The sequence below is a fragment of the Streptomyces sp. JH14 genome (assembly GCF_029428675.1).
GTDB lineage: Bacteria > Actinomycetota > Actinomycetes > Streptomycetales > Streptomycetaceae > Streptomyces.
On the sequence record NZ_JAJNEL010000001.1, the window covers coordinates 2,974,822 to 2,998,907 of the forward strand.

At 70.0% G+C, this 24,086-nt stretch carries 23 protein-coding genes and 1 rRNA gene; 7 read left to right on the top strand and 17 right to left on the bottom strand.

All coding sequences use genetic code 11. The features are described from left to right. Positions 1-103: 103 nt before the first annotated feature. A complete protein-coding gene (gene lysS / locus LRD69_RS13250; protein WP_277326776.1) occupies positions 104-1,864 on the bottom strand; it encodes a lysine--tRNA ligase in 1,761 nt (586 codons plus the stop codon). Positions 1,865-1,997: 133 nt separating this feature from the next. Between lysS and argS the strand changes: the two genes are divergently transcribed. Beyond that, a complete protein-coding gene (argS, locus tag LRD69_RS13255) occupies positions 1,998-3,773 on the top strand; it encodes an arginine--tRNA ligase (RefSeq protein WP_277326777.1) in 1,776 nt (591 codons plus the stop codon). A 90-nt stretch (positions 3,774-3,863) separates the two neighbouring features. Here the strand turns inward: argS and LRD69_RS13260 are convergent, their stop codons facing one another. After that, positions 3,864-4,055 carry a hypothetical protein gene (locus LRD69_RS13260; RefSeq protein ID WP_277329924.1) on the bottom strand — a complete coding sequence of 64 codons (192 nt, stop codon included), beginning with the start codon at positions 4,053-4,055 and terminating at the stop codon, positions 3,864-3,866. Positions 4,056-4,119: 64 nt separating this feature from the next. On the opposite strand from LRD69_RS13260, the gene LRD69_RS13265 reads away from it, so the two are divergent. The 3 genes from LRD69_RS13265 to LRD69_RS13275 all read left to right on the top strand — a co-directional run bounded on the left by LRD69_RS13265 (position 4,120) and on the right by LRD69_RS13275 (position 6,501). After that, a complete protein-coding gene (locus tag LRD69_RS13265) occupies positions 4,120-4,929 on the top strand; it encodes a HEAT repeat domain-containing protein (protein ID WP_277326778.1) in 810 nt (269 codons plus the stop codon). 140 nt (positions 4,930-5,069) lie between these two features. Next, positions 5,070-5,876 carry a DUF4253 domain-containing protein gene (locus LRD69_RS13270; RefSeq protein ID WP_277326779.1) on the top strand — a complete coding sequence of 269 codons (807 nt, stop codon included), beginning with the start codon at positions 5,070-5,072 and terminating at the stop codon, positions 5,874-5,876. Between the two features lie 94 nt (positions 5,877-5,970). Next, positions 5,971-6,501, top strand: a complete 531-nt coding sequence (locus LRD69_RS13275; RefSeq protein WP_277326780.1) for a HEAT repeat domain-containing protein — start codon at positions 5,971-5,973, stop codon at positions 6,499-6,501. A gap of 27 nt (positions 6,502-6,528) precedes the next feature. Here the strand turns inward: LRD69_RS13275 and hemB are convergent, their stop codons facing one another. The 6 genes from hemB to LRD69_RS13305 form a co-directional block, all read right to left on the bottom strand. Beyond that, entirely contained in the window at positions 6,529-7,527 is a 999-nt protein-coding gene (gene hemB / locus LRD69_RS13280; protein WP_277326781.1) for a porphobilinogen synthase, read from the bottom strand. A gap of 137 nt (positions 7,528-7,664) precedes the next feature. Further along, positions 7,665-9,332, bottom strand: coding sequence for a bifunctional uroporphyrinogen-III C-methyltransferase/uroporphyrinogen-III synthase (locus LRD69_RS13285; protein WP_277326782.1), 1,668 nt, complete (start codon positions 9,330-9,332; stop codon positions 7,665-7,667). Continuing rightward, complete coding sequence (gene hemC / locus LRD69_RS13290) at positions 9,329-10,315, bottom strand: hydroxymethylbilane synthase (RefSeq protein WP_277326783.1); 987 nt, start codon at positions 10,313-10,315, stop codon at positions 9,329-9,331. Before hemC ends, LRD69_RS13285 begins: the two co-directional genes overlap by 4 nt. Continuing rightward, a complete protein-coding gene (locus tag LRD69_RS13295; RefSeq protein WP_277326784.1) occupies positions 10,312-11,808 on the bottom strand; it encodes a glutamyl-tRNA reductase in 1,497 nt (498 codons plus the stop codon). The genes hemC and LRD69_RS13295 overlap by 4 nt, the downstream gene beginning before the upstream one ends. Further along, positions 11,805-12,575, bottom strand: coding sequence for a redox-sensing transcriptional repressor Rex (locus LRD69_RS13300; protein ID WP_277326785.1), 771 nt, complete (start codon positions 12,573-12,575; stop codon positions 11,805-11,807). The genes LRD69_RS13295 and LRD69_RS13300 overlap by 4 nt, the downstream gene beginning before the upstream one ends. Before the next feature lie 272 nt (positions 12,576-12,847). After that, positions 12,848-13,123 (bottom strand): glutaredoxin family protein, encoded by a 276-nt coding sequence (locus tag LRD69_RS13305; RefSeq protein WP_277326786.1) that lies wholly within the window; start codon positions 13,121-13,123, stop codon positions 12,848-12,850. Between the two features lie 180 nt (positions 13,124-13,303). Between LRD69_RS13305 and LRD69_RS13310 the strand changes: the two genes are divergently transcribed. The 3 genes from LRD69_RS13310 (at position 13,304) to LRD69_RS13320 (ending at position 16,825) form a co-directional block, all read left to right on the top strand. Next, positions 13,304-14,260 carry an HAD-IB family hydrolase gene (locus LRD69_RS13310; protein WP_277326787.1) on the top strand — a complete coding sequence of 319 codons (957 nt, stop codon included), beginning with the start codon at positions 13,304-13,306 and terminating at the stop codon, positions 14,258-14,260. Between the two features lie 381 nt (positions 14,261-14,641). After that, the gene (locus LRD69_RS13315; protein ID WP_266417839.1) at positions 14,642-15,418 is read left to right on the top strand and encodes an ECF subfamily RNA polymerase sigma factor, BldN family; all 777 of its coding nucleotides are present in this window, start codon (positions 14,642-14,644) and stop codon (positions 15,416-15,418) included. A gap of 210 nt (positions 15,419-15,628) precedes the next feature. Continuing rightward, positions 15,629-16,825: a DUF5667 domain-containing protein gene (locus LRD69_RS13320; protein ID WP_277326788.1), complete on the top strand. Its 1,197-nt coding sequence runs from the start codon at positions 15,629-15,631 to the stop codon at positions 16,823-16,825. Between the two features lie 125 nt (positions 16,826-16,950). Here LRD69_RS13320 and LRD69_RS13325 read toward each other — a convergent pair whose 3' ends face one another. The 9 genes from LRD69_RS13325 to rrf all read right to left on the bottom strand — a co-directional run bounded on the left by LRD69_RS13325 (position 16,951) and on the right by rrf (position 24,010). Next, positions 16,951-18,000, bottom strand: a complete 1,050-nt coding sequence (locus LRD69_RS13325; RefSeq protein ID WP_277326789.1) for a lysophospholipid acyltransferase family protein — start codon at positions 17,998-18,000, stop codon at positions 16,951-16,953. 15 nt (positions 18,001-18,015) lie between these two features. Continuing rightward, the gene (locus tag LRD69_RS13330) at positions 18,016-19,098 is read right to left on the bottom strand and encodes an NAD-dependent epimerase/dehydratase family protein (protein WP_277326790.1); all 1,083 of its coding nucleotides are present in this window, start codon (positions 19,096-19,098) and stop codon (positions 18,016-18,018) included. A 208-nt stretch (positions 19,099-19,306) separates the two neighbouring features. Continuing rightward, complete coding sequence (locus tag LRD69_RS13335; RefSeq protein ID WP_003948845.1) at positions 19,307-19,405, bottom strand: AURKAIP1/COX24 domain-containing protein; 99 nt, start codon at positions 19,403-19,405, stop codon at positions 19,307-19,309. A 109-nt stretch (positions 19,406-19,514) separates the two neighbouring features. After that, positions 19,515-19,727, bottom strand: coding sequence for a helix-turn-helix domain-containing protein (locus LRD69_RS13340; protein WP_277326791.1), 213 nt, complete (start codon positions 19,725-19,727; stop codon positions 19,515-19,517). Between the two features lie 128 nt (positions 19,728-19,855). After that, the gene (locus LRD69_RS13345; protein ID WP_277326792.1) at positions 19,856-20,671 is read right to left on the bottom strand and encodes a phosphatase; all 816 of its coding nucleotides are present in this window, start codon (positions 20,669-20,671) and stop codon (positions 19,856-19,858) included. Positions 20,672-20,792: 121 nt separating this feature from the next. Next, positions 20,793-21,965, bottom strand: a complete 1,173-nt coding sequence (locus tag LRD69_RS13350; RefSeq protein WP_277326793.1) for an acetoin utilization protein AcuC — start codon at positions 21,963-21,965, stop codon at positions 20,793-20,795. Next, positions 21,934-23,133 carry an MFS transporter gene (locus tag LRD69_RS13355; protein ID WP_277326794.1) on the bottom strand — a complete coding sequence of 400 codons (1,200 nt, stop codon included), beginning with the start codon at positions 23,131-23,133 and terminating at the stop codon, positions 21,934-21,936. The genes LRD69_RS13350 and LRD69_RS13355 overlap by 32 nt, the downstream gene beginning before the upstream one ends. Positions 23,134-23,176: 43 nt before the next feature. Next, a complete protein-coding gene (locus LRD69_RS13360) occupies positions 23,177-23,821 on the bottom strand; it encodes an HAD family hydrolase (protein WP_277326795.1) in 645 nt (214 codons plus the stop codon). 72 nt (positions 23,822-23,893) lie between these two features. Beyond that, positions 23,894-24,010: ribosomal RNA gene (gene rrf, locus LRD69_RS13365) — 5S ribosomal RNA — on the bottom strand. Positions 24,011-24,086: the final 76 nt, after the last annotated feature.

Sequence of the window (24,086 nt, forward strand, 5' to 3'; positions counted from 1 at the left end):
CGTCCGGCGCTCGAGGACGGAACGCCCAGGACGGGCCGCGCAGAACGGAGGGCCGTCACCCGCATCACCGGGTGACGGCCCTCCGTTCAACAGCAGCAGGCGGCTACGCGCCCAGCAGCCTCCGCACCCGGTCCGCCCCCACGGCGAGCAGCAGCGTGGGCAGCCGCGGCCCCGTGTCCCGGCTGACGAGCAGCCGGTACAGCAGGGCGAAGAACGACCGCTGCGCGGTCTTCAGCTCGGGCGTCGGCTTGGCATCCGGCTCCAGCCCCGCCAGGACCTTCGGCACGCCGTAGACGAGCGTCGTCAGCCCGTCGAGCGACCAGTGCGAGTCCAGCCCTTCCAGGAGCAGCCGCAGCGACTGGCGCCCCTGGTCGTCCAGCGAACCGAGGAGCTCCTTGTCCGGCTCGTCGCGGACGACGGTGCGGGCTTCGGCCGGGACCTGGCTGGTGATCCAGTTCTCCGCGCGGTCGAGCCGCGGCCGTGCCTCGTCGAGCGAGGTCAGCGGGTTCTCCGGGTCCAGCTCGCTGAGGATCCGGAGCGTCTGCTCGTCGTGCCCGGCCGTGATGTCGACGACGGAGGCGAGCGTGCGGTACGGCAGCGGGCGCGGCGTGCTCGGCAGCTCACCGGCGGCCGTGCCGACGGCCCGCGCGTACGCGGCGGCGTCGGCGGGCAGCACGGAGCCGTCGGCGACCTTGCGGGCCAGCGAGTCCCACTCGTCGTACAGCCGCTGGATCTCCTGATCGAAGGCGATCTTGAAGGACTGGTTCGGCCTGCGGCGCGCGTACAGCCAGCGCAGCAGCGGCGCCTCCATGATCTTCAGCGCATCGGCCGGCGTCGGCACGCCGCCCTTGCTGGAGGACATCTTCGCCATGCCGGAGATGCCGACGAAGGCGTACATGGGGCCGATCGGCTGCACACCGTCGAAGACCTCGCGGACGATCTGGCCGCCGACGACGAACGACGAGCCGGGCGACGAGTGGTCGACACCACTCGGCTCGAAGATCACGCCTTCGTACGCCCAGCGCATCGGCCAGTCGACCTTCCAGACCAGCTTGCCGCGGTTGAACTCGCTGAGCCGGACGGTCTCGGCGAAACCGCACGCGTTGCACGTGTAGTTCAGCTCGGTCGTCTCGTCGTCGTAGGACGTGACGGTGGTGAGGTCCTTCTCGCAGTTGCCGCAGTAGGGCTTGTATGGGAAGTAGCCGGCGGAGCCGCCGCTGCCGTCGTCCTCGCTCGCCGCGCCGGAGCCCGCCTCGGCCTCCAGCTCGGCCTCGTCGACCTTCTTCTGCTGCTGCGGCTTCTTGCCCTTGCCCGCGGCTGCCGGGTCCTTCTTCGTCCGGTACCGGTCGAGGACGGCGTCGATGTCGGCGCGGTGCTTCATCGCGTGCAGGATCTGCGCGCGGTAGGTCCCCGCCGTGTACTGCTCCGTCTGGCTGATGCCGTCGTACACGACACCCAGGTCGTCCAGCGCGGCCGTCATCGCGGCCTTGAAGTGCTCGGCCCAGTTCGGGTACGCGGACCCGGCCGGTGCGGGCACGGACGTCAGCGGCTTGCCGATGTGCTCGGCCCACGACTCGTCGATACCGGGGACGCCGGCCGGGACCTTCCGGTAGCGGTCGTAGTCGTCCCAGGAAATCAGGTGGCGGACCTCGTACCCACGGCGGCGGATCTCGTCCGCGACCAGGTGCGGGGTCATGACCTCGCGGAGGTTGCCGAGGTGGATGGGGCCCGACGGCGAAAGACCGGACGCGACGACGACCGGTTTGCCAGGCGCACGACGCTCCGATTCGGCGATGACCTCGTCCGCGAAGCGGGAGACCCAGTCGGCCTCGGTGCTGCTCTGACTCTGAGCCACGGTCGGCACGTCCTTCTCTCTGGTAGGGCTCGTAAGGGCACCACCATTCTCCCAGGTCCACCCGGCAGTGCGAAAACGGCTTTACAGTGCGTGGGATACTGGGCGTGATCCCTTGTACCCCTACGGAAACGGCAGCCGTCCCATGGCCTCGGTCCATTCCCTCGCTTCCACGCTCCAGCAGCAGCTGGCGGACGCCCTGACGGCAGCTCTGCCGGATGCCGGCACCGCGGACCCGCTGCTGCGCCGAAGCGACCGGGCCGACTTCCAGGCCAACGGGATCCTGGCCCTCGCCAAGAAGCTGAAGGGCAACCCGCGCGAGCTGGCGTCCCAGGTGACGGCCGCCATCCCGGCGGGCGACCTGATCCAGGAGATCGAGGTCTCGGGTCCCGGCTTCCTGAACATCACCCTCAGCGACAAGGCGATCATCGAGACCCTGGCCGCGCGCGCCGCGGACGACGAGGGCCGGCTCGGTGTGCCCTACGCGCAGAACGCGGGCACGACGGTCGTCGACTACGCGCAGCCGAACGTGGCGAAGGAGATGCACGTCGGGCACCTCCGCTCCGCGGTGATCGGTGCCGCGATGGTGGAGGTCCTGGAGTTCACGGGCGAGAGCGTGGTCCGGCGCCACCACATCGGCGACTGGGGCACCCAGTTCGGCATGCTCATCCAGTACCTGATCGAGCACCCGCACGAGCTGGACCACAAGGACGCCGACGAGGTGGACGGCGAGGCCGCCATGTCCTCCCTCAACCGGCTCTACAAGGCGTCGCGGGCGCTGTTCGACTCCGACGAGGAGTTCAAGGCCCGCTCCCGGGACCGGGTGGTCGCGCTCCAGGCCGGTGACGAGGAGACGGTCGCGCTGTGGCAGCGGTTCGTCGACGAGTCGAAGATCTACTTCTACTCGGTCTTCAACAAGCTCGACATGGAGATCCGTGACCCCGACATCGTCGGCGAGTCCGGTTACAACGACATGCTCGAGGAGACCTGCCGGATCCTGGAGGAGACGGGCGTCGCCGTCCGCTCCGAGGGTGCGCTGTGCGTGTTCTTCGACGATGTGAAGGGCCCGGACGGCAACCCGACGCCGCTCATCGTCAAGAAGACGAACGGCGGCTACGGCTACGCGGCGACGGACCTCTCCGCGATCCGTGACCGGGTCCAGAACCTCAAGGCGAGCACCCTGCTGTACGTGGTGGACGCCCGGCAGTCGCTCCACTTCAAGATGGTCTTCGAGACGGCCCGGCGGGCCGGCTGGCTGAACGACGAGGTCAAGGCCGTCCAGTTGGCGTTCGGCACCGTCCTCGGCAAGGACGGCAAGCCGTTCAAGACCCGTGAGGGCGAGACGGTGCGGCTGGTCGACCTGCTGGACGAGGCGATCGACCGGGCGACGGCCGTCGTGCGCGAGAAGGCCGAGAAGGTCGGCCTGACCGAGCAGGAGATCGTCGAGAACGGCGAGTACGTCGGCATCGGCGCGGTGAAGTACGCCGACCTCTCCACGTCCGCGGTACGGGACTACAAGTTCGACCTGGACCAGATGGTGTCGCTGAACGGCGACACGTCCGTGTACCTCCAGTACGCGTACGCCCGGATCAAGTCCATCCTGCGCAAGGCGGGCGAGATCCGGCCGGTCGCCCACCCGGAGCTGGCACTGGCCCCGGCCGAGCGGGCGCTGGGCCTGCACCTGGACCAGTTCGGCGAGAACCTCGCCGAGGTGGCGTCGACGTACGAGCCGCACAAGCTGGCTGCGTACCTCTACCAGCTGGCCTCTCACTACACGACGTTCTACGACCAGTGCCACGTGCTGAGCGACGACAACCCCACCGAGGTCGTGGAGAACCGGCTCTTCCTCTGCGACCTCACGGCCCGCACCCTGCACCGGGGCATGGCGCTGCTCGGCATCCGGACGCCCGAGCGCCTCTGACATCACCCGCGCGCAGCAGTGGGGCCCGGCACCGATCGGTGGCGGGCCCCACTGCTGCGCCCCTGCGGCCGTCACGTCTCCTTCCGGGTATCAGCCGGCGGACCACTCGGCGACCTCGTCGACGTAGGAGTACTGCGGTCGCGCCTTGACGCTGCTCGCACGGAACGGCTTCCCGCCGTCATCGATGCGCAGCGTCCCGTCGCGGCCGCTGCTCCACTCCAGCTCCGGATACCTGGCGCGACAGACGGCAGTACCGACCGGCCTGGAGCTCGCAACCCTCATCCGCGCACCTGCGTCGGCCAGTTGCCGCCGCCGCAAGTGCGCGGTGACGCCTAGCATCGACCCCATGGCGATGTTCATGCACCTGACACCCGCAGCGCATGCTGCCCGCATCCGCCGTTCCGGGATACGGGCCGTCAGTCACGGCCGCGACGGATCACGGGGCCTTTTCTGCTTCCCCGTCCTGCCGTCGTACACCCTCACTCACCAGTGGCTGCGCGAACTCGCCCGGCACGGTGGCCCGCGCGGGCTCGTCGCCGTACACATCCGTCTTCCCGACGACGAACCCGTCACCGTCGGCCGCTACAACGACCGCCCCGGACAGGGCCCCACGGCAACCACGGCAAGCGACGCCGTACGCCGCATCGCCGCTCTGGACGACCCGCGCGGCTGGGAAGTGTTCGTCCCGCGAGCGGTCACCAGACGCGAAGTGCACCGGCTCCGCGCCGTCGGCCAGGTCACCGGATGGCGCTATTTCCCCGACTCCAACGGCATACCACCCTGCACCTGTTACGGATGCAGAGTGCGCGGCGAATACGGCTCGCAACGCCTGCGCGAACGCCGCCCGCACCCCCTCGACGGCCCGGCCCCCGCCACCCCCGTCCTGCTGCAACAGATTGCCGCAGCCGGGACCCCCGGCGACTCGGCGAAACTCTGCGCGACGCTGAACTGGTTCGGCCTGCGCCGCCGCGGACCGGTCGGCCGGCTGACCCACCTCGCCGACCACCCGGACCCGCAGGTCCGCGTGGCACTGGTCGAAGCGGTCGCCGGCTGGTCGACACCGGGCGTCACGGAACTCCTGCACCGGCTCTCGCAGGACCCGCACGCCGACGTCCGGGAGGCCGTCGAGTTCACCGCACCCGAGCAGCGGCCCTGACCGGACCCGCACCACGCAGCCTGTCGGCATGTTCCGCTCAGCCGACGACCTGACCCGGGCCCAACTCACAGACCGGGCAGGCCCGGTCACGTCAGGGGTCGGACCGTCGGTCGTCAGTGGCGACCTCTAAGGTCACCGGCATGGCGACACTCCCGAACCCCTTGCCGTCACTGGCCACTTCCGGACTCCGGCTCCCGCCCGGCACCCTGGTCGACGCGACGCACGACGGCCCCTGGCACGAACCGCTGCTCTGGTACGCAGACGGGCCCGCGACCCCGGACACCTGGCCCCGGCTCCTCGACGAGGGCAGGAAGGTCGGGCTGCTCCCCGTCCTCCTTGACGGCGGGATACGCGGCGAGTGGCCCGAGAAGTGGGAGCTCAGCCCCGGCATGATGTCGTACCCGGGTGACCACCACGCGGAGGACGTGCTGGGCGAGTTCTGGGAGGAGTACGCGGAGGACGAACTGGAAGAGACGGCGATCGACCCGTTCGGCCCGGAGTGGCCGGGCCTCGCTCCGGCCCCGGCCGTGAGCGGCCCCGTCGACGCGGAGGAATGGGCCGCCGGGATCGCCGCTCGGCTCACCGACGCGGACGGCCGCATGCCGGGCGCCCGGGCGGCGCTGGTCCCCGCGCGGCGCAGCGCGGACATACCGGCGGCGATCGGCTGGACGGGCCCGCTCAATCACGAGAACGACGTGGCGCGGCTCTGCGCGGTGCTCCGGTCCTGGGAGGACCGGTTCGGCACACGGGTCGTGGCGCTCGGCTTCGACCGTCTGATCGTCTCGGTGGCGACCCCGCCCACCTCGCCCGAAGAGGCCCTGGCGCTGGCCGCCGAGCACTTCGCGTTCTGCCCGGACAACATCGCCCACAACACTCCGGACACCTTGCAGGCCTACGCCGACCAGCATCTGCTGGGCCAGGAGTCGTGGTCGTTCTGGTGGGACTGAAGGCGCACTTCACCCCTCCCCCGGCGATCTCCCGCCGGGGGGCGGCCACTTCCGCCGAGGAATACAGCACCGCGCTCGGGGAAGCGCACACATCATGGACCGGACAGACAGCCTCGTCGAACAGTTCCGTGCACTGCCTGCCGAAAGCGACAAGAAATGTGAACTCGTCGCCGACATGGGTGACATCCTCTCGGACCGGCCCGACCATCCGGTGATCGTTCCGTTCCTCACCTGTTTGACCGCCGACACGGAGGAGTACGACCTCGCCAGGGTCGAGGCCACCAAAGCACTGCGCCTGCGGCCGCCGGCCGAGGCGGAATTCCGGCTCCGCGCGGGCCGGGCACTGCTGGCGGTGCTGCGCGGCCCCGACGAGAACCTGGTCCGCCAGTACGCGGCCATGGCGCTCGGGCCCTACGCCGACGATCCGGAGGTCCACGAGGTGCTGGCCGCCGCCATCATGGACGACTTCGACCGGCTCGTACGGGACAACGCCCTGGCCGCACTCGACGAGGCGGGCCCCAGCGACAAGCGGATCGAGGTGCTGCACCGGCTGTCCGAGGACGCCGCGCTGGGCCACGAAGCGGTCCGCATCCTCTCGTCCTGGGGCCTGGAGCCCGCGGCATGAGGCGGCGCGGGCTCCCGGTGTCCGCTGCTACGAACGGCGCAGCCGCTCGGCGACCTCCGTCGCCCAGTACGTCAGGATCATCTGCGCACCCGCGCGCCGGATCCCGGTCAGGCTCTCCATGATCGCCGCGTCCCGGTCGATCCAGCCCTTCTCGGCGGCGGCCTCGATCATCGCGTACTCGCCACTGATCTGGTACGCGGCGACCGGCACGTCCACCGATTCGGCGACCTTCGCAAGGATGTCCAGGTACGGCCCGGCCGGCTTGACCATGACCATGTCGGCGCCCTCTTCGAGGTCGTGCGCCAGCTCGCGCAGGGACTCGCGGGCGTTCGCCGGGTCCTGCTGGTACGTCTTGCGGTCGCCCTTGAGCGAGGAGCCGACGGCCTCACGGAACGGTCCGTAGAACGCCGAGGAGTACTTCGCCGTGTAGGCGAGGATCGACACGTCCTCGTGGCCCGTCTGGTCGAGCGCGTCGCGGACGACGCCGACCTGGCCGTCCATCATGCCGCTGGGGCCGACCACATGGGCACCCGCGTCGGCCTGGACCTGCGCCATTTCGGCGTACCGCTCGAGCGTGGCGTCGTTGTCGACGCGGCCGTCGGCGGTCAGGACACCGCAGTGGCCGTGGTCCGTGTATTCGTCGAGGCACAGGTCCGACATGACGACGAGATCGTCACCGACCTCCTCGCGCACCGCGCGCAGACCGACCTGGAGGATGCCGTCCGGGTCGGTACCCGCGGTCCCCCGGGCGTCCTTCTTCTCGTCCGCCGGAACACCGAAGAGCATGATCCCGGAGACCCCGGCCGAGACCGCGTCGACGGCGGCCTTCCGGAGGGTGTCCAGGGTGTGCTGCTGGACACCGGGCATGGCCGAGATGGCGACGGGCGCGGTGATGCCCTCGCGTACGAACGCGGGCAGGATCAGGTTCGCCGGGTCGAGCCGTGTCTCGGCGACCATCCGCCGCATCGCCGGGGTCGTCCGCAGCCGCCGGGGGCGGGAGCCGGGGAAGTTTCCGTACACAGTCATCCTTCGACGATAGACCCGTACACATCACCGTCTTACCGACACCCGTACCGGAAAAACGAACGGGAGAACGGGCCGGCGAACAGGCAGGGGCCCGGCTGCCGAAGCAACCGGGCCCCCAACACTCCCGAACGGGCCGGTCAGGTCGTCGTACGACGCCTGCGCGCCCCGGGACGCCGCTCGCTCGGCCGCGTCACCGGGTCACCGGCCTCCTTCGCCGCCTCCCGGCGCTGCGCGCCGAACTCGGCGAGCGCCTCGGCCAGCTTGTGCACCGACGGCTCCGGCGACAGGACGTCGACCCGCAGGCCGTGCTCCTCGGCGGTCTTCGCGGTGGCGGGGCCGATGCACGCGATGACGGTCACGTTGTGCGGCTTGCCCGCGATGCCGACCAGGTTCCGGACGGTCGACGACGAGGTGAAGAGCACCGCGTCGAAACCGCCGCCCTTGATGGCCTCACGGGTGTCGGACGGCGGCGGCGAGGCGCGGACCGTGCGGTACGCAGTGACGTCGTCGACCTCCCAGCCCAGCTCGATGAGCCCCGCGACCAGAGTCTCCGTGGCGATGTCGGCGCGCGGCAGGAAGACACGGTCGATCGGGTCGAAGACCGGGTCGTACGGCGGCCAGTCCTCCAGCAGACCGGCGGCGGACTGCTCACCGGACGGCACCAGGTCCGGCTTCACACCGAAGTCGATCAGCGCGGCCGCGGTCTGCTCGCCGACCGCGGCGACCTTGATCCCGGCGAAGGCGCGGGCGTCGAGCCCGTACTCCTCGAACTTCTCCCGGACGGCCTTGACGGCGTTGACGCTGGTGAAGGCGATCCACTCGTAGCGGCCCGTGACGAGGCCCTTGACCGCCCGCTCCATCTGCTGGGGCGTACGCGGCGGCTCGACGGCGATCGTCGGAACCTCGTGCGGCACAGCGCCGTACGAACGCAGCTGGTCGGAGAGCGACGCCGCCTGCTCCTTCGTGCGCGGCACGAGCACCTTCCAGCCGAACAGCGGCTTGGACTCGAACCACGCGAGCTGGTCGCGCTGGGCGGCGGAGCTGCGCTCCCCGACCACGGCTATGACCGGCTGGTGCCCGTCCGGCGACGGCAGCACCTTGGCCTGCTTCAGGACCTGGGCGATCGTCCCGAGCGTCGCCGTCCAGGTGCGCTGCCGGGTCGTCGTACCGGCGACCGTGACGGTCAGCGGGGTGTCGGGCTTGCGGCCGGCCGAGACCAGCTCGCCCGCGGCGGCCGCGACCGAGTCCAGCGTCGTCGAGACGACGGCCGTGGCGTCGCTCGCGCCGAGCTCGGTCCAGCAGCGGTCCGAGGCGGTACGGGCGTCGACGAACCGGACGTCGGCGCCCTGCGCGTCACGCAGCGGCACACCGGCGTACGCGGGTACACCCACGGCGTTCGCCACACCTGGCACGACCTCGAAGGGGATGCCTGCGGCGGCGCAGGCGAGCATCTCCGTGCCCGCGTTCCCGTCGAGTCCCGGGTCCCCGGACACGGCACGGACGACCCGCCTGCCGCCCTTCGCGGCCTCCATGACAAGATTGGCCGCGTCCCTGAGAACGGGAACGTCGGCGGCTGTTGACGAGACGTCAACAACCGTCAGCTCAGGCGTGCTTACGCCTGCCCGCGCATGGCCGCGGACGACGCCGAGCACGTCCGGCTCGGCGACAAGAACGTCCGCGCTCGCGAGCGCCTCGACGGCGCGCAGAGTCAGCAGTCCCGGATCGCCGGGACCGGCGCCGAGGAAGGTGACGTGCCCTGCGGACAGGACCGGAAAGTCGGATGCGGCGGGGCCGGTGGGGCTCAAAGTGCTCGCTCCCCCATAAGACCGGCCGCACCCTTGGCAAGCATCTCGGCCGCGAGCTCGCGACCGAGGGCCGCCGCGTCGTCGTGCGACGTGGGGACGGGACCGGTGATGGACATCTGTACCAGCGAGGCGCCGTCGGTGGAACCGACGACACCGCGCAGGCGCAGTTCATTGACAGCCTGACCGTCGGCCAGGAGGTCGGCCAGCGCACCCACAGGTGCGGAGCAGCCGGCCTCCAGGGCGGCGAGCAGGGAACGCTCGGCGGTCACGGCGACCCGGGTGTACGGGTCGTCGAGCTCGGCGAGCGCGGCGGCGAGGTCCGCGCTGGTTGCAGCGCATTCGATCGCCAGTGCTCCCTGGCCGGGAGCGGGCAGAACGGTGTCGACCGGCAGAAAGTCGGTCACCTCACCGGTCCGGCCGAGACGGCTGAGCCCGGCCGCGGCGAGAACCACCGCGTCCAGCTCGCCGCTTCGTACAAATCCGATCCGCGTATCGACGTTGCCCCGGATCGGTACGGTCTCGATGTCGAGGCCATGACTGCGGGCGTACGCATTGAGCTGCGCCATGCGGCGCGGCGAGCCGGTGCCTATGCGGGCACCGGGCGGCAGCTGCTCGAAGGTCAGCCCGTCCCGCGCCACCAGCACGTCGCGCGGATCCTCGCGCACGGGCACGGCGGCCAGCACGAGGCCCTCGGGCTGGGCGGTCGGCAGGTCCTTGAGGGAGTGGACGGCGAAGTCCACCTCGCCGCGCAGCAGCGCCTCGCGCAGCGCGGCGACGAACACACCCGTGCCGCCGATCTGCGCGAGATGTTCCTTCGAGGTGTCTCCGTACGTGGTGACCTCGACGAGCTCGACGGCACGCCCGGTCACCTCGCTGACCGCGTCGGCGACGTGGCCGGACTGCGCCATGGCGAGCTTGCTGCGCCGGGTGCCCAGCCGGAGCGGCGCGCCGGCCCGCGCGCGCAGGGGTGAGTTGTCGGTCATGACCGCCCTCGATTCGGGTCGTTCAGGTCTGCCCGGGAGACGGCCGCGACCGTCTGCGGGTCGAGGTCGAAGAGTTCCCGCAGCGCGTCGGCGTACCCGGCGCCGCCGGGCTCGCTGGCGAGCTGCTTGACCCGCACGGTGGGCGCGTGCAGGAGCTTGTCGACGACGCGGCGCACGGTCTGGGTGATCTCGGCGCGCTGCTTCTCGTCCAGGTCGGGAAGGCGTCCGTCGAGCCGGGCGATCTCGCCGGCCACCACATCGGCGGCCATGGTGCGCAGGGCGACGACGGTCGGGGTGATGTGGGCGGCGCGCTGGGCGGCGCCGAACGCCGCGACCTCGTCGGCGACGATGGTGCGGACCAGGTCGACGTCGGCGGCCATCGGGGCGTCCGCGGACGCCTCCGCGAGCGACTCGATGTCGACGAGGCGCACACCCTCGAGCCGGGCGGCCGCTCCGTCGATGTCGCGCGGCATGGCGAGGTCGAGCAGGGCGAGCCGGACCGGCCCGGTGGACTGCGCGGGCACGGTGGCCCGGCGGACGGCCTGCGCCTGTGCGGTCGCGGGTGCGGAGCCGTTCTCCACCCATGCGGCGTGCCGGTCGAGATCGGCGGCGGGTGCGGCGGGCGCCTCGACGGTGCTGACGGCCGCGTCGAACGGCAGGCCGAGCGCGTCGGCGACGGCCTCACCGGTCAGTACGAGACCCGTCGCGCCGGTGCAGGACACGACGACATCGGCACGTGTCAGTTCGTCGGAGACTGCGGCCATCTCCACGGCTCGGGCGACCACACCCGTACCACCGGGCTGGTTGAGGATCTCGACGAGCCGGTCGGCGCGGGCCCGGGTCCGGTTGGCGACGACGATCTCGGCGACACCGGTACGGGCCAGCGTGGCGGCGGCCAGCGACGACATCGAGCCGGCGCCGATCACCAGGGCACGCTTGCCGCGGGCCCAGTCGGCGGTGTCCGCGCCGTTCGCGAGCTGCTGCAGACCGAAGGTGACGAGCGACTGCCCGGCCCGGTCGATCCCGGTCTCGCTGTGGGCGCGCTTGCCGACCCGCAGGGCCTGCTGGAACAGGTCGTTCAACAGCCGGCCGGCCGTGTGGATCTCCTGCCCCAGCGCCAGCGCGTCCTTGATCTGGCCGAGGATCTGGCCCTCGCCGATCACCATCGAGTCCAGTCCGCACGCCACCGAGAAGAGGTGGTGGACGGCCCGGTCCTCGTAGTGCACATAGAGATACGGAGTGAGCTCGTCCAGTCCGACCCCGCTGTGCTGGGCGAGGAGCGTGGACAGCTCGGCCACGCCCGCGTGGAACTTGTCCACGTCGGCGTACAGCTCGATGCGGTTGCAGGTGGCGAGGACGGCGGCCTCGGCCGCGGGCTCCGCGGCGAGGGTGTCCTGCAGCAGCTTGGCCTGCGTCTCGGCAGCCAGCGACGCCCGCTCCAGTACGGAGACCGGGGCGCTGCGGTGGCTCAGCCCTACGACAAGGAGACTCATGCCGGCATCACGGCGGGCATGTCCCCGTCGGGTCCCTTCCGGCTGCTGCTCGCGGCGGCACGCATGGGCGGCGCGGCCTGGTCGATGCCGCCCCCGGAGCCTTCCTCACCGGCCTTGCGCTGCTCGTGGAAGGCGAGGATCTGGAGTTCGATCGAGAGGTCGACCTTGCGGACGTCGACGCCGTCGGGCACGGAGAGCACCGTCGGCGCGAAGTTCAGGATGGAGGTGACGCCCGCGGCGACGAGCCGGTCGCAGACCTGCTGCGCGGCACCGGCCGGGGTCGAGATGACACCGATCGACACACCGTTGTCGCCGACGATCTTCTCCAGTTCGTCGGCGTGCTGGACGGGGATCCCGGCGACGGGCGTACCGGCCATCGCCGGGTCGGCGTCGATCAGCGCGGCGACACGGAAACCGCGGGAGGCGAAGCCGCCGTAGTTGGCGAGCGCGGCGCCGAGGTTACCGATGCCGACGATGACGACCGGCCAGTCCTGGGTGAGCCCGAGCTCGCGGGAGATCTGGTAGACGAGGTACTCGACGTCGTACCCGACACCGCGCGTTCCGTAGGACCCCAGGTAGCTGAAGTCCTTGCGCAGCTTGGCGGAGTTGACCCCTGCCGCGGCGGCGAGCTCCTCGGACGAGACCGTGGGTACCGAGCGCTCGGAGAGCGCGGTCAGTGCGCGCAGATACAGCGGAAGCCGGGCGACGGTGGCCTCGGGAATTCCTCGGCTACGGGTCGCCGGTCGGTGAGTTCGGCCAGTTGCCACGGTGCTCCTGCGGGATGAGCGGGGCTGCAGGCGGCCATATGTTCCAAGACCGCCCCGTCGAATGCAGGCTATGTCTTTGTGAACGCGTGCACAAAGATGGTGTCCGTTTTGTCCGGTCAAAGTGACCGGGGTCACGCGCATCCGTTGCGCGATCCCGGAACCTTGGATCGCATCAGCCCGTTGCAGGCCCGAAGGGGGCAAAGCAGCACACACTCCTCACGACTACGCCCCCGAGACCACTCAAAACGCCCATGATGGTAACCGGGTTTTGCTCACGAAAGCAGTGCGCTGCGCAGCCGCACCGGGTCCACCCGCCAGAACGTGTGCTGTTCGTTATCAATGAGAACCACCGGAATCTGCTCCCAGTACTCCCGGTGCAGCTCCTCGTCCTGGGTGATGTCCTTCTCCTCCCAGGCCGCACCGGTCTCCTCGCAGACCTCCCGCACCACCAGCCGCGCGTCGTCACAGAGGTGACACCCCGGCTTCCCGACCAGGGTCACCAACCGGTCCGCGGGCTTCTTCTTCGTACGACGCAACAAAGCACTCATGCCTTCATTCTGCGCCGCCCGCCCGCTGCTTCCGGAACGCGCCCGGCACACATCCGGTACGGACACGGCACGAAACCGGTACGCCCGGAATCGCCCGTTTAACAATTCGGCCCCCGAGAGTTCACGCCACCGCATCCCGCCAGGCCGGGAAGGGCCGAACGGACTGGCTATGCTCACGACATGGCCGCTCTTGGATGGCTCACACCCCGTAGGCGTTCCGCGACAGCACGGAGCGTGCTGGCAGGCGAGGCAGCAGCCGAAGCAGCGCGGAAGTCGTCGCTCCACGCCGAACAGTCCCCCGAACGATCCACCGACACGACCCCCGCCACGACCGCGGAGCCGGAACCGGCCTTCCCCGTCGTCGGCGACGAACGGGCCGCCGCCTTCTTCGACCTGGACAACACCGTCATGCAGGGCGCGGCGATCTTCCACTTCGGCCGCGGCCTGTACAAGCGGAAGTTCTTCCAGCGCCGCGAGCTGACCCGGTTCGCCTGGCAGCAGGCCTGGTTCAGGCTGGCCGGCGTCGAGGACCCGGAACACATGCAGGACGCCCGCGACAGCGCCCTGTCCATCGTCAAGGGCCACCGCGTCTCCGAGCTGATGTCCATCGGCGAGGAGATCTACGACGAGTACATGGCCGACCGCATCTGGCCCGGCACCCGAGCCCTCGCCCAGGCCCATCTCGACGCCGGGCAGAAGGTCTGGCTGGTCACCGCCGCCCCGGTGGAGACCGCCACGATCATCGCCCGCCGCCTCGGCCTGACCGGCGCGCTCGGCACCGTCGCCGAGTCCGTCGACGGCGTCTACACCGGGCGCCTGGTCGGCGAGCCGCTGCACGGACCGGCGAAGGCCGAGGCCGTACGCGCCCTGGCCGCCGCCGAGGGCCTCGACCTGGCGCGCTGCGCGGCGTACAGCGACTCGCACAACGACATCCCGATGCTGTCCCTGGTCGGTCACCCCTATGCGATCAACCCGGACACCAAGCTCCGCAAGCACGCCCGGGCCCTCGACTGGCGGCTGCGCGACTACCGCACGGGCCGCAAGGCCGCCAAGGTCGGCATCCCGGCCGCGGCCGGCGTCGGCGCCCTCGCGGGCGGCACCGCGGCCGCCGTCGCCCTGCACCGCCGCCGCCGCTGACCGCACGTACACGGGCGGCCGTCTGCCGCACGCGTGATCGGCCCCCGTCCAGGGGGCCGAGCCACGCCCGGCCTCCTGCCACCAATCGGGGCCCCATACCCACGAACCGCTCCCGCCAGTCGGATTGCGCGCACCCGACCACAACCCGTTGCGGTCGCAGGCAGATCACGAAGTAATCCGATCAACAATCGGTCACGATGTGCTACTTGATGCGCCTCGTAGTCGCTACAGAAGCGACGGAACCGGTGATTTGAGCAACTGGGTGTAGCACTGCCTGTACGAAGCGTTATTCTCCTCAGACGCATTCCGGAATCCGCCACTCACTACGACGAGTGACGGTTTCGCACTGCACGTGATGGAAGCTCTGCCTCTGGGAGTCCCGTGTACCCACACGTCGGGGTTGACACCTCGGGCCTGGCTACGCTGCGCGCAACGGTCGCCGACCGCTTGCGCGGCTTCGTCCCCACCGCGTACGCCGTACCCGCCTTTGCCACCCCTGCACCTGTCGGCCCTTGCTATGCCCTGGCCGAGCGCGGTGCGGCGGTCGGAAGACGCAGCAACCGCGGCGCAACGACCACGTCCACCGTTCGTCGGCCGACCGCCGACAGCGACAGCGCGCGCATGATGGATCTCGTCGAGCGCGCACAGGCCGGTGAGGCCGACGCCTTCGGCCGCCTCTACGACCAGTACAGCGACACGGTGTACCGGTACATCTACTACCGCGTCGGCGGCAAGGCGACGGCGGAGGACCTCACCAGCGAGACCTTCCTGCGCGCCCTGCGCCGCATCTCCACCTTCACCTGGCAGGGCCGCGACTTCGGCGCCTGGCTGGTCACGATCGCCCGCAACCTGGTGGCCGACCACTTCAAGTCCAGCCGCTTCCGGCTGGAAGTGACCACCGGCGAGATGCTCGACGCCAACGAGGTCGAGCGCAGCCCCGAGGACTCCGTGCTGGAGTCCCTCTCCAACGCCGCACTGCTGCAGGCCGTGCGGCGGCTCAACCCCCAGCAGCAGGAGTGCGTGACCCTGCGCTTCCTGCAGGGCCTCTCCGTCGCCGAGACGGCCCGCGTGATGGGCAAGAACGAAGGCGCGATCAAAACCTTGCAGTACCGCGCCGTCCGCACCCTCGCCCGGCTGCTGCCGGACGATGCCCGCTGAGAACACGCTCGGCGACACGGGCCTCACGCACTGTTCCGATCATCTTTTGCGCGTAACCCGAGTGCCGAGCCACTCGTTGTGCCGGTTGCAGGCCCCCTGTCGTCACACCGTGTCCGCCGCCACTCACTCTTTCGTGTGGAAGCGCTCAAGGTGTGCAACCTTCCGGAACCCCAGGGGAGTCGACCGTCATGACGAGAGGAGGTGCCGCCAGTGATCGCAAACGTTTCGGCACACCGGCGGGCGAACGCCTTCGCCCAGGCCCTGGAGGAGCAGGAGCTCCCGGGTGCGGCGGCCGTACAGCCCGAGGACCCGGCCGAACAGGCCGACCACGGACCGCTGTTGGCCCTGGCGAACGGCCTCGGTGAGCTGCCGAGGCCCGAGTTGGATCCCCAGGTCAAAATGGTGCAGCGAGCCCAGCTCGTCGCCGCCATGGAAGCCATGTTTGCCGAGGGCGGCGCGTCCACGGGCCCTACCGTGCCCGAACAACGGGGCAGGGGGGCCCACCGGGCCTCCCCGCTCCGGAAACTGCGCCCCCGCTCCCGCTGGACGAAGGGCCTCGCCGCCGGCGGGCTCACCGTCGGTGTGGCCGCGGGAGCCTTCGGCGGAGTGGCCGCTGCCAGTTCCGACGCCCTGCCGGGTGATTCGCTGTACGGGCTGAAGCGCGGCATGGAGGACATCCACCTCGGCATGGCCGACGGCGACGCCGACCGCGGCGAGGTCTACCTCGACCAGGCGTCGACCCGGCTGAGCGAGGCCCGCCGGCTGATGGAGCGCGGCCGAACGGGCGATCTGGACCACGAATCACTCGGCGAGATCAGGCGCACGCTCAACGGCATGACGCACGACGCCAGCGAGGGCCACCGCCTGCTCCACGCCGTGTACCAGCGCGACGGGGCGCTCGCCCCGATCCAGACCCTGGACTCCTTCTCCCGCTCCCACCGCGGGACGTGGAGCAGCCTGCGCGACCGGCTGCCGGTCCAGCTGACGGACGTCGGGGACGAGGTCAGCTCGGTCTTCGATGCCATAGACGAAGAGGTCGCACCGCTGCAGTCCCTGCTCCCCCGCACCCCGGACCGGAGCACCGACATCCAGGAGCCCGGCTCCTCGCAGCCGACCGGAGACTCACCGGACACGGACGACCCTGCCCCCGCCTTCCCCGAAGCCTCAGAGGGCCAGACGGGCAGCAGCGGCACCCCCGACCCGTCCGACTCCGCTTCCACCTCGGAGGACGACCTGATCGCAGGCGGCACGGACGGCCTCCTGGACCCCTCGTCCCCGGGCGCCAGCCCGTCCACCTCGGGCAGGGACAACACCCCGCCCACCCCGGACGTCACGCTGCCGCCGCTGCTCCCCGGCCTGCTCCCCGGCCTGGGCATCCACAGCGACGACGACACGGACGAGTACTGACACCCACGGACCCCGATCGCCGGACACAGCGCAACCAGCTCCACGCGCCTGTCCGGCGATCGAGGTCCGTCCGGCGATGGAGGGCGGAGCGCCCACCGGACGCGCCCGCCCGCCGTCACTCGCCGTCAGAAGAACACCGACCTCCGCTGCACCAACAGCTTGTACAGCGTGTGCTGAATCTGCTCCCGCACCTGATCCGTCAGGTTGAACATCAGCATCGGATCCTCCGCCGCCTCCACCGGATATCCCTCCGTGGGAATCGGCTCACCGAACTGAATCGTCCATTTCGTCGGCAACGGCAGCGCCCCCAACGGCCCCAGCCAGGGAAACGTCGGCGTGATCGGGAAATACGGAACCCCCAGCACCCGCGCCAGCGTCTTCGCGTTCCCGATCATCGGGTAGATCTCCTCCGCCCCCACGATCGAGCACGGCACAATCGGCACCCCGGCCCGCAGCGCCGTCGACACGAAGCCGCCGCGCCCGAACCGCTGCAGCTTGTACCGCTCACCGAACGGCTTCCCGATGCCCTTGAAACCCTCCGGCATCACACCGACGACCTGCCCCTGCCTGAGCAGCCGCTCCGCGTCCTCCGCGCAGGCCAGCGTGTGCCCGGCCTTCCTGGCCAGTTCGTTCACCACCGGCAGCATGAAGACCAGATCCGCGGCGAGCAGCCGCAGATGACGGCCCGCCGGATGGTTGTCGTGCACGGCGACCTGGAGCATGAGCCCGTCCAGCGGCAACGTCCCCGAGTGGTTGGCCACGACGAGCGCCCCGCCGTCCGACGGGATGTTCTCGATGCCCTTCACCTCGACCCGGAAGTACTTCTCGTACAACGGCCGCAGCATCGACATCAGGACCTGGTCGGTGAGTTCCTTGTCGTACCCGAACTCGTCGACCTCGTAGTCACCGGTGACCCGCCGCCGGAGGAACGCGAGCCCACCCGCGATCCGCCGGTCCCAGCCGCCTCGCCGCACCTCGTCCTGCGTACCCTCCACGGGCTCCCCGTCCCCCTGCACCGCCTCCTGGACCGGCGCGGTGTCCAACTGCCCCGGCAGGGCGCTCAGGGCCGCAGTGCCCACCGCAGGGCCCGCCCCGGACCGCCGCCGCGCCGACCGCGGCGCGCCGCCCGACCGTGAACGGTCGTCGTCGAACGGAATGACCTTGGCATCCGCCATCGTCGGTGCGCTCCTCTATCTCGCGCTGTGGGTCGGTTGTGTGCCGTCGGCCCCGGTGACGCCGGTCCCGCCGGCGAACGGCATCGCCGCCAGCCGGTCGACGGCCCTGCCGACCACCTCCGGCGGCAGCAGTCCGGGTGCCTGACTCCGTGCGAAGTCCGCGAACGTCTCCGCGGTGGTGAAGACCGGGTGGAACCCCAGCGTCTCGCGCATCTGCACGGTGGAGACCACCCTGCCGTGCGTGAGCAGCCTGATCTGCTCCGGCGAGAAGTCCGTCATGCCGACGGTACGGAGCGCTTGGCCCACCCAGGTGACGGCGGGCAGCGGCACCGGCACCGTCGGCCGCCCGAGCCGACGCGAGCACTGCGACAGCAGCAGCACCCCGTCGCCCGCGATATTGAACGTGCCGCTGTTCAGCGTCCCGCGCCGCGGCTCGTGCGAGGCGATCCCCAGTACGTCGATGACGTCGTCCTCGTGGACGAACTGGAGCCGCGGGTCGTACCCGAACACCGTCGGCAGGACGGGCAGCGACAGATAGTCGGCGAGCGGCGAGTCCGCGTCGGGCCCCAGGATGTTCGCGAACCGCAGCACGCACACGGCCACGTCCGGCCGGCGGCGCGCAAAGCCCCGTACGTACCCCTCGACCTCCACGGCGTCCTTCGCGAAGCCCCCGCTCGGCAGGGACTTGGGCGGGGTGGTCTCGGTGAAGACCGCCGGATCGCGCGGCGCGGAGCCGTACACGCTCGTACTGGATTTGATCACCAGTCGCCGGACCGTCGGCGACTTCTGGCAGGCACCGAGCAGCTGCATGGTGCCGATGACGTTGGTCTCCTTGACCGTGGTGCGGCCACCGGCCCCGAGCGCCTTGCCGCTGACGTCCAGATGCACGACCGTGTCGACGGCATGCTCGGCGAGGACTCTGGCGATTGCGGGCTGCCGGATGTCCGCGCGGACGAAGTCGGCGTCACCCAGTTGGTGCCCGGGCGAGATCGCATCGACGGCGATCACCCGGTCCACGTCGGGATCACGCTGGATACGCCGCACGAACCGGCCACCCAGCTGCCGGGCCGCTCCCGTGACGAGCACGACCTTCCCCAAGATCAGCGCCTTCCGTCGAAGAGGTTTCCCCTGGCCGTCACCGTAGCGGGTGGATGTTGCCCTGTGATGACTGCACGACGGCGTTCTGTCGAGTCTTTGGCTCAAATATGTGTATGGCCGCCCGCAGCCGCTCACGTCGCCCGCACAAAGCGCCGCAGCCCTCCCGCCGAGTCGGCGGGAGGGCTGCGGATTCACGAACTGCGTTCGCTTACTTCTTGTTGCGACGCTGAACGCGCGTGCGCTTGAGCAGCTTGCGGTGCTTCTTCTTGGCCATCCGCTTGCGCCGCTTCTTGATAACAGAGCCCACGACTACCCTCGCTCACTTCTCTTCACTGGTGCGGGGCGTCTGGGCCCACACGACCTACGTCGGCCTAGCCTACCCGCCACCGCGTGAGGGACGTAATCCGAGGGGAACCTCAGGCGGACTCCACCCCCACCAGGGACTCGCGGAGATACTCGTGAACCGCTTGCTCCGGCACCCGGAAGGACCTGCCCACCCGGATCGCCGGCAGATGACCGCTGTGCACCAAGCGGTACACGGTCATCTTCGACACTCGCATGACCGAGGCGACTTCCGCCACGGTCAGAAACTTGACCTCGTTGAGAGGCCTCTCGCTGCCAGCAGCCATGACCCACCTGTACCTTCCGCACGAGACGCGCACCGGCTTCCCCTCCGGTGACTCTTCGTCGTTGTGCGCTCACTCCCCAGATTAGGGGCGGGTGATGCGAGTGGGGAAGAGGAGGGACCATCGGCCGCCTACTGTGACAGACACGCCCGATTGAGCACATAGCGAGTAAGCGGCCGGTAGTAAGCGGACCGCACGGCGTCGTCAAGCGGAACGGCGACCGACACCTGCCCCTCGGCCTCCCCCACGAACAGCGCCGGGTCGTCCGTGTCCGCCAGACCGATCGCCTCAATGCCCAGCTGACCTGCTCCGCAGACCCATCCGTGGTCCCCGACGACCAGCTCGGGCAGCCATCCGTGGGCGGCCACGGCGGCCTCCAGCGCCACCCGAACCGGCAGCGGGGAGTGGGTATGTGCGCCCGGCTCACTGCCCGGGGCCCGCACGCCGGTTTCGCGCACCAGGGCGACACCCCGTACGTAATCAAGGTTGTAGGTGCGTACGCCGAACCGGGTCGTTATGTCGATACATCTCCCCTGCGCGGGGGTGAGTACGGGGCACCCGGCCGCCGACAAGGCGTCTGCCAGCGCGGCGTAGAACCCGAGCAGCCGGTGGGGGTGCCCCGTCCCGAGCAGCACAGGTGCCCGCCGGACCGCGACACTGGACAACCGCTCGGCAAACGCATCCAGACCGGCCAGAGTCCGCTCCGGATCGATCACATCAGGGCCCGAAACATGACCAGGGTCGGCCGAGACTCCGCACTTGTCTGCCATCAGCCGAAGCAGATCGGACTCTCCCCACCCCCATGCCGGATCGAGCCCGAGCAGCACCCGCGGATCCCTCGCCGCGAACAGCCGATAGCTGCGCAGGCTCACATCTCGCGAGGTGGCCACGGACCCGGCCAGCCGGGACGCCAGCAGATGCGCACGCAGCGCTCCGGTGCTCAACACCCTGCCGATGCTCCCCCAACCACCCGGACGGAGGGCCGGAAGCCCGGTTACGCCCCACAGTTGGCGTAACCATTCCGCACCGCTGCGCGGAAACGGCCGCACCGGACCGTCTACGCCCGACTCAGGTCAGCAACCCGCGCAACGGGAACGCCGCCCGCCGGGTCGCGAGCACCGCCTGGTCCAGCCGGTCCGCCGGGTCGTACCCGCGTTCCCACGGCTGCCACGAAGGCGTACGCCCGTCCGTCATACGGGCCGGCCCCAGCTGCCGCGTCCGGGCATAGACCTCGTCCCGCCACGAAGCGGGGATCACTGCCTCCGGATCCACCGGCGCATGCGCGGCGATCCCCACCAGATGCGTCCAGGACCGCGGCACCACATCGACGACCGCATACCCCCCGCCGCCGAGCGCCACCCACCGCCCGCCCTCCACGTGCTCATGGGCGAGCTCGTGACACGACTCCATGACCGCCCGCTGCGCGTCCAGCGACACCGCCAGATGGGCGAGCGGATCCTCGAAGTGCGTATCGGCCCCGTGCTGGGTCACCAGCACCTGCGGCCGGAAGTCCGCCAGCAGCTCCGGCACCACGGCGTGGAAGGCCCGCAGCCATCCCGCGTCCCCCGTCCCGGCGGGCAGCGCCACATTCACCGCAGCCCCCTCCCCCGCACCCGCACCGGTCTCCTCCGGCCAGCCGGTCTGCGGAAAGAGCGTCCGCGGATGCTCGTGCAGCGACACCGTCAGAACCCGCGGGTCCTCCCAGAACGCGGCCTGCACCCCGTCCCCGTGGTGGACATCCACATCGATGTACGCGACCCGTTCCACACCCAGTTCCAGCAGCCGGGCAATGGCCAGCGCCGGGTCGTTGTAGACACAGAAACCGGACGCAGCACCCGGCATCGCATGGTGCAGCCCGCCCGCGAAGTTCACCGCGTGCGGCGTGGCCCCGCGCCACACCGCCTCGGCCGCCGCCACCGACTGCCCGGCGATCAACGCCGACACCTCGTGCATCCCCGCGAACGCGGGATCGTCCATCGTCCCGAGCCCGTAGTTCTGATCGGCCGCCCTGGGGTCCGCCGAGGCCGCGCGCACGGCCGCCACATAGTCCTCGCGGTGCACCAGCCGCAGCGTGGAGTCACCGGCCGGCTTGGCGGCCACCACATCCACCGCACTGTCGAGCCCGAACGCCCGCACCAGACCCATCGTCAGGGCCAGCCTGACGGGGTCCATCGGATGACTGCTCCCGAAGTCGTAGCCCGTTACTCCGTCATCCCACATCAACTGTGCGCGGCCGCTCATGCCCGCCACCGTATCGGGCAGGCTCCGCGCCGAACGACTTGGCGTACACGAGCGTCGCGAGCACCAGCACCATCGGGACGAGCATCGCGCCCCGGTAGGTCCACGCGTCCCCCAGCGCCCCCACCAACGGCGACCCCACCAGGAAGCCCACATAGTTGAAGACGTTCAGCCGGGCGACCGCCGTATCGCTCGCCCCGGGGAACATCCGCCCCGCCGCCGCGAACGTCTGCGGCACGATCACACAGAGCCCGAGCCCCAGCATGGTGAACCCGAGCATCCCGATCCACGCCCCGGACGCCACGGCCACCACCCCGAACCCGGCAGCGGCCAGCACACTCCCGAACCGCACCACGGCCACGGCCCCGAACCGCCGTACCCCGAAGTCCCCCACGGCCCGCCCCAGCAGGGTCGTCACCATGTAGACGTTGTACGGAACGGTCGCCAGCTGCTCCGAGCTGCCCAGCACGTCCTGCAGATACTTCGCGCTCCAGTTGGAGACCGTCGAGTCCCCGATGTAGGCGAAACTCATCACCAGGCAGAGCGGCATCAACAGCCTGAACGAGACCGAAGTCCCCTGCCGCTCCTTCCGCTGCCCGTCCTCCTCCGCCTTCCCCTCCGCGTACCACCGGCTTCCGACGAGCGCGGCGGGCAGCAGCAGGACGACCGCGGGAAGGTACGAGACGAGCAGCGTCAGATCCCAGTGCGCCCCGGCCCACGCCATCGACGCCCCGGCGATCCCGCCCAGGCTGTATGCGGCATGGAACCCGAGCATGATGCTGCGCCCGTACGCCCGCTGAAGGCTGACTCCCATCATGTTCATGGAGGCGTCGAGCGCCCCGACGGCCAGCCCGAACACACCGAGCGCCACGGCCGCCTGCCACAGCTCGCTGCCGGCCCCGACAGCGAGCAACGTCAGCAGCACGACGGGCTGCGCCCACCTCAGTACGGAGCCGGGCCGTACCCGCGCGACCACCTTCTCGGTGGCCACACTGCCCACACCGGCCAGGATCGGCACGGCGGCAAGGAACACGGGAAGCAGCCCGTCGGATATCCCGTACCGGTCCTGAATGGCAGGAATCCGCGTCACGAGCAGAGCAAAGGTGACCCCTTGCACGAAAAAGCTCAACGCCAGGGAGGCCCTACCGTGCCGCAACCGCGCATCTGTCATGGCCGCACAGCGTAGGGCCCTGGCCTACCCATGGGTAGATGAATCAGGCGAGCAATTCCCGCAGTTGGGTCATGTCGGAGAAGTGCCCGGTCACCCCCGCGAGCCCATCGGCGGGCATCATCGACGTGAACCCGTACACATCCATCCCTGCGGCCCGGGCCGCCTCCACACCGAGCGGGCTGTCCTCGATGACGACACACCTGTCGGGCGGCACACCCATCCGTTCGGCGGCATGGAGGAACAGATCGGGCGCCGGCTTCCCGCGACTCACGTCCTCCGCACTGAAGATCCACTCCTCCTCGAACCACTGGTCGAGCCCGGTCTTGCGGTGCCCGACCCGGATCCGTTCGTGGCTCCCGGACGAGGCGAGGCAGTACGGCACTCCGTCGGCGACGAGCTTCCCCAGCACGTCGTCGATCCCCTCGACCGGCTCCAGTTCCTCCTGGAACGCGGCGAAGATCCGGGAGTGGAGCGTGTCGTCGAAGTCCGCGGGCAGCTTGTCCCCGGTCCTCTCCTCGACCAGGTCGTGCACACGGTGCACCGCGGACCCCATGTAGTCACGGAGCGATTCCTCGTACGAGGTGGGGTGACCGAGCTCGGTCAGGTAGCCGGAGAGGATGGTGTTGGAGATCGGCTCACTGTCGACGAGCACACCATCGTTGTCGAAGATGACCAGTTCGTAGCGCATGGTTCGAGCCTAGACGCTCGGAACGCAGAAAAGCCCCGTGCCACAAGGGCACGGGGCTTTCCCGGAATAATTGTTCGGCGGCGTCCTACTCTCCCACAGGGTCCCCCCTGCAGTACCATCGGCGCTGAAAGGCTTAGCTTCCGGGTTCGGAATGTAACCGGGCGTTTCCCTAACGCAATGACCACCGAAACACTATGAAATTAACCAACACCGGACAACAACACGGCCGTTCGTTATTTCAGAACTAACACAGTGGACGCGAGCA

Excerpts from the sequence above, each read along its gene's own strand:
- argS (WP_277326777.1), top strand. The coding sequence starts at position 1,998 with ATGGCCTCGGTCCATTCCCTCGCTTCCACGCTCCAGCAGCAGCTGGCG.
- LRD69_RS13260 (WP_277329924.1), bottom strand. The coding sequence starts at position 4,055 with ATGAGGGTTGCGAGCTCCAGGCCGGTCGGTACTGCCGTCTGTCGCGCC.
- LRD69_RS13265 (WP_277326778.1), top strand. The coding sequence starts at position 4,120 with ATGGCGATGTTCATGCACCTGACACCCGCAGCGCATGCTGCCCGCATC.
- LRD69_RS13270 (WP_277326779.1), top strand. The coding sequence starts at position 5,070 with ATGGCGACACTCCCGAACCCCTTGCCGTCACTGGCCACTTCCGGACTC.
- LRD69_RS13275 (WP_277326780.1), top strand. The coding sequence starts at position 5,971 with ATGGACCGGACAGACAGCCTCGTCGAACAGTTCCGTGCACTGCCTGCC.
- hemB (WP_277326781.1), bottom strand. The coding sequence starts at position 7,527 with ATGACTGTGTACGGAAACTTCCCCGGCTCCCGCCCCCGGCGGCTGCGG.
- hemC (WP_277326783.1), bottom strand. The coding sequence starts at position 10,315 with ATGACCGACAACTCACCCCTGCGCGCGCGGGCCGGCGCGCCGCTCCGG.
- LRD69_RS13295 (WP_277326784.1), bottom strand. The coding sequence starts at position 11,808 with ATGAGTCTCCTTGTCGTAGGGCTGAGCCACCGCAGCGCCCCGGTCTCC.
- LRD69_RS13305 (WP_277326786.1), bottom strand. The coding sequence starts at position 13,123 with ATGAGTGCTTTGTTGCGTCGTACGAAGAAGAAGCCCGCGGACCGGTTG.
- LRD69_RS13310 (WP_277326787.1), top strand. The coding sequence starts at position 13,304 with ATGGCCGCTCTTGGATGGCTCACACCCCGTAGGCGTTCCGCGACAGCA.
- LRD69_RS13325 (WP_277326789.1), bottom strand. The coding sequence starts at position 18,000 with ATGGCGGATGCCAAGGTCATTCCGTTCGACGACGACCGTTCACGGTCG.
- LRD69_RS13340 (WP_277326791.1), bottom strand. The coding sequence starts at position 19,727 with ATGGCTGCTGGCAGCGAGAGGCCTCTCAACGAGGTCAAGTTTCTGACC.
- LRD69_RS13350 (WP_277326793.1), bottom strand. The coding sequence starts at position 21,965 with ATGAGCGGCCGCGCACAGTTGATGTGGGATGACGGAGTAACGGGCTAC.
- LRD69_RS13355 (WP_277326794.1), bottom strand. The coding sequence starts at position 23,133 with ATGACAGATGCGCGGTTGCGGCACGGTAGGGCCTCCCTGGCGTTGAGC.
- LRD69_RS13360 (WP_277326795.1), bottom strand. The coding sequence starts at position 23,821 with ATGCGCTACGAACTGGTCATCTTCGACAACGATGGTGTGCTCGTCGAC.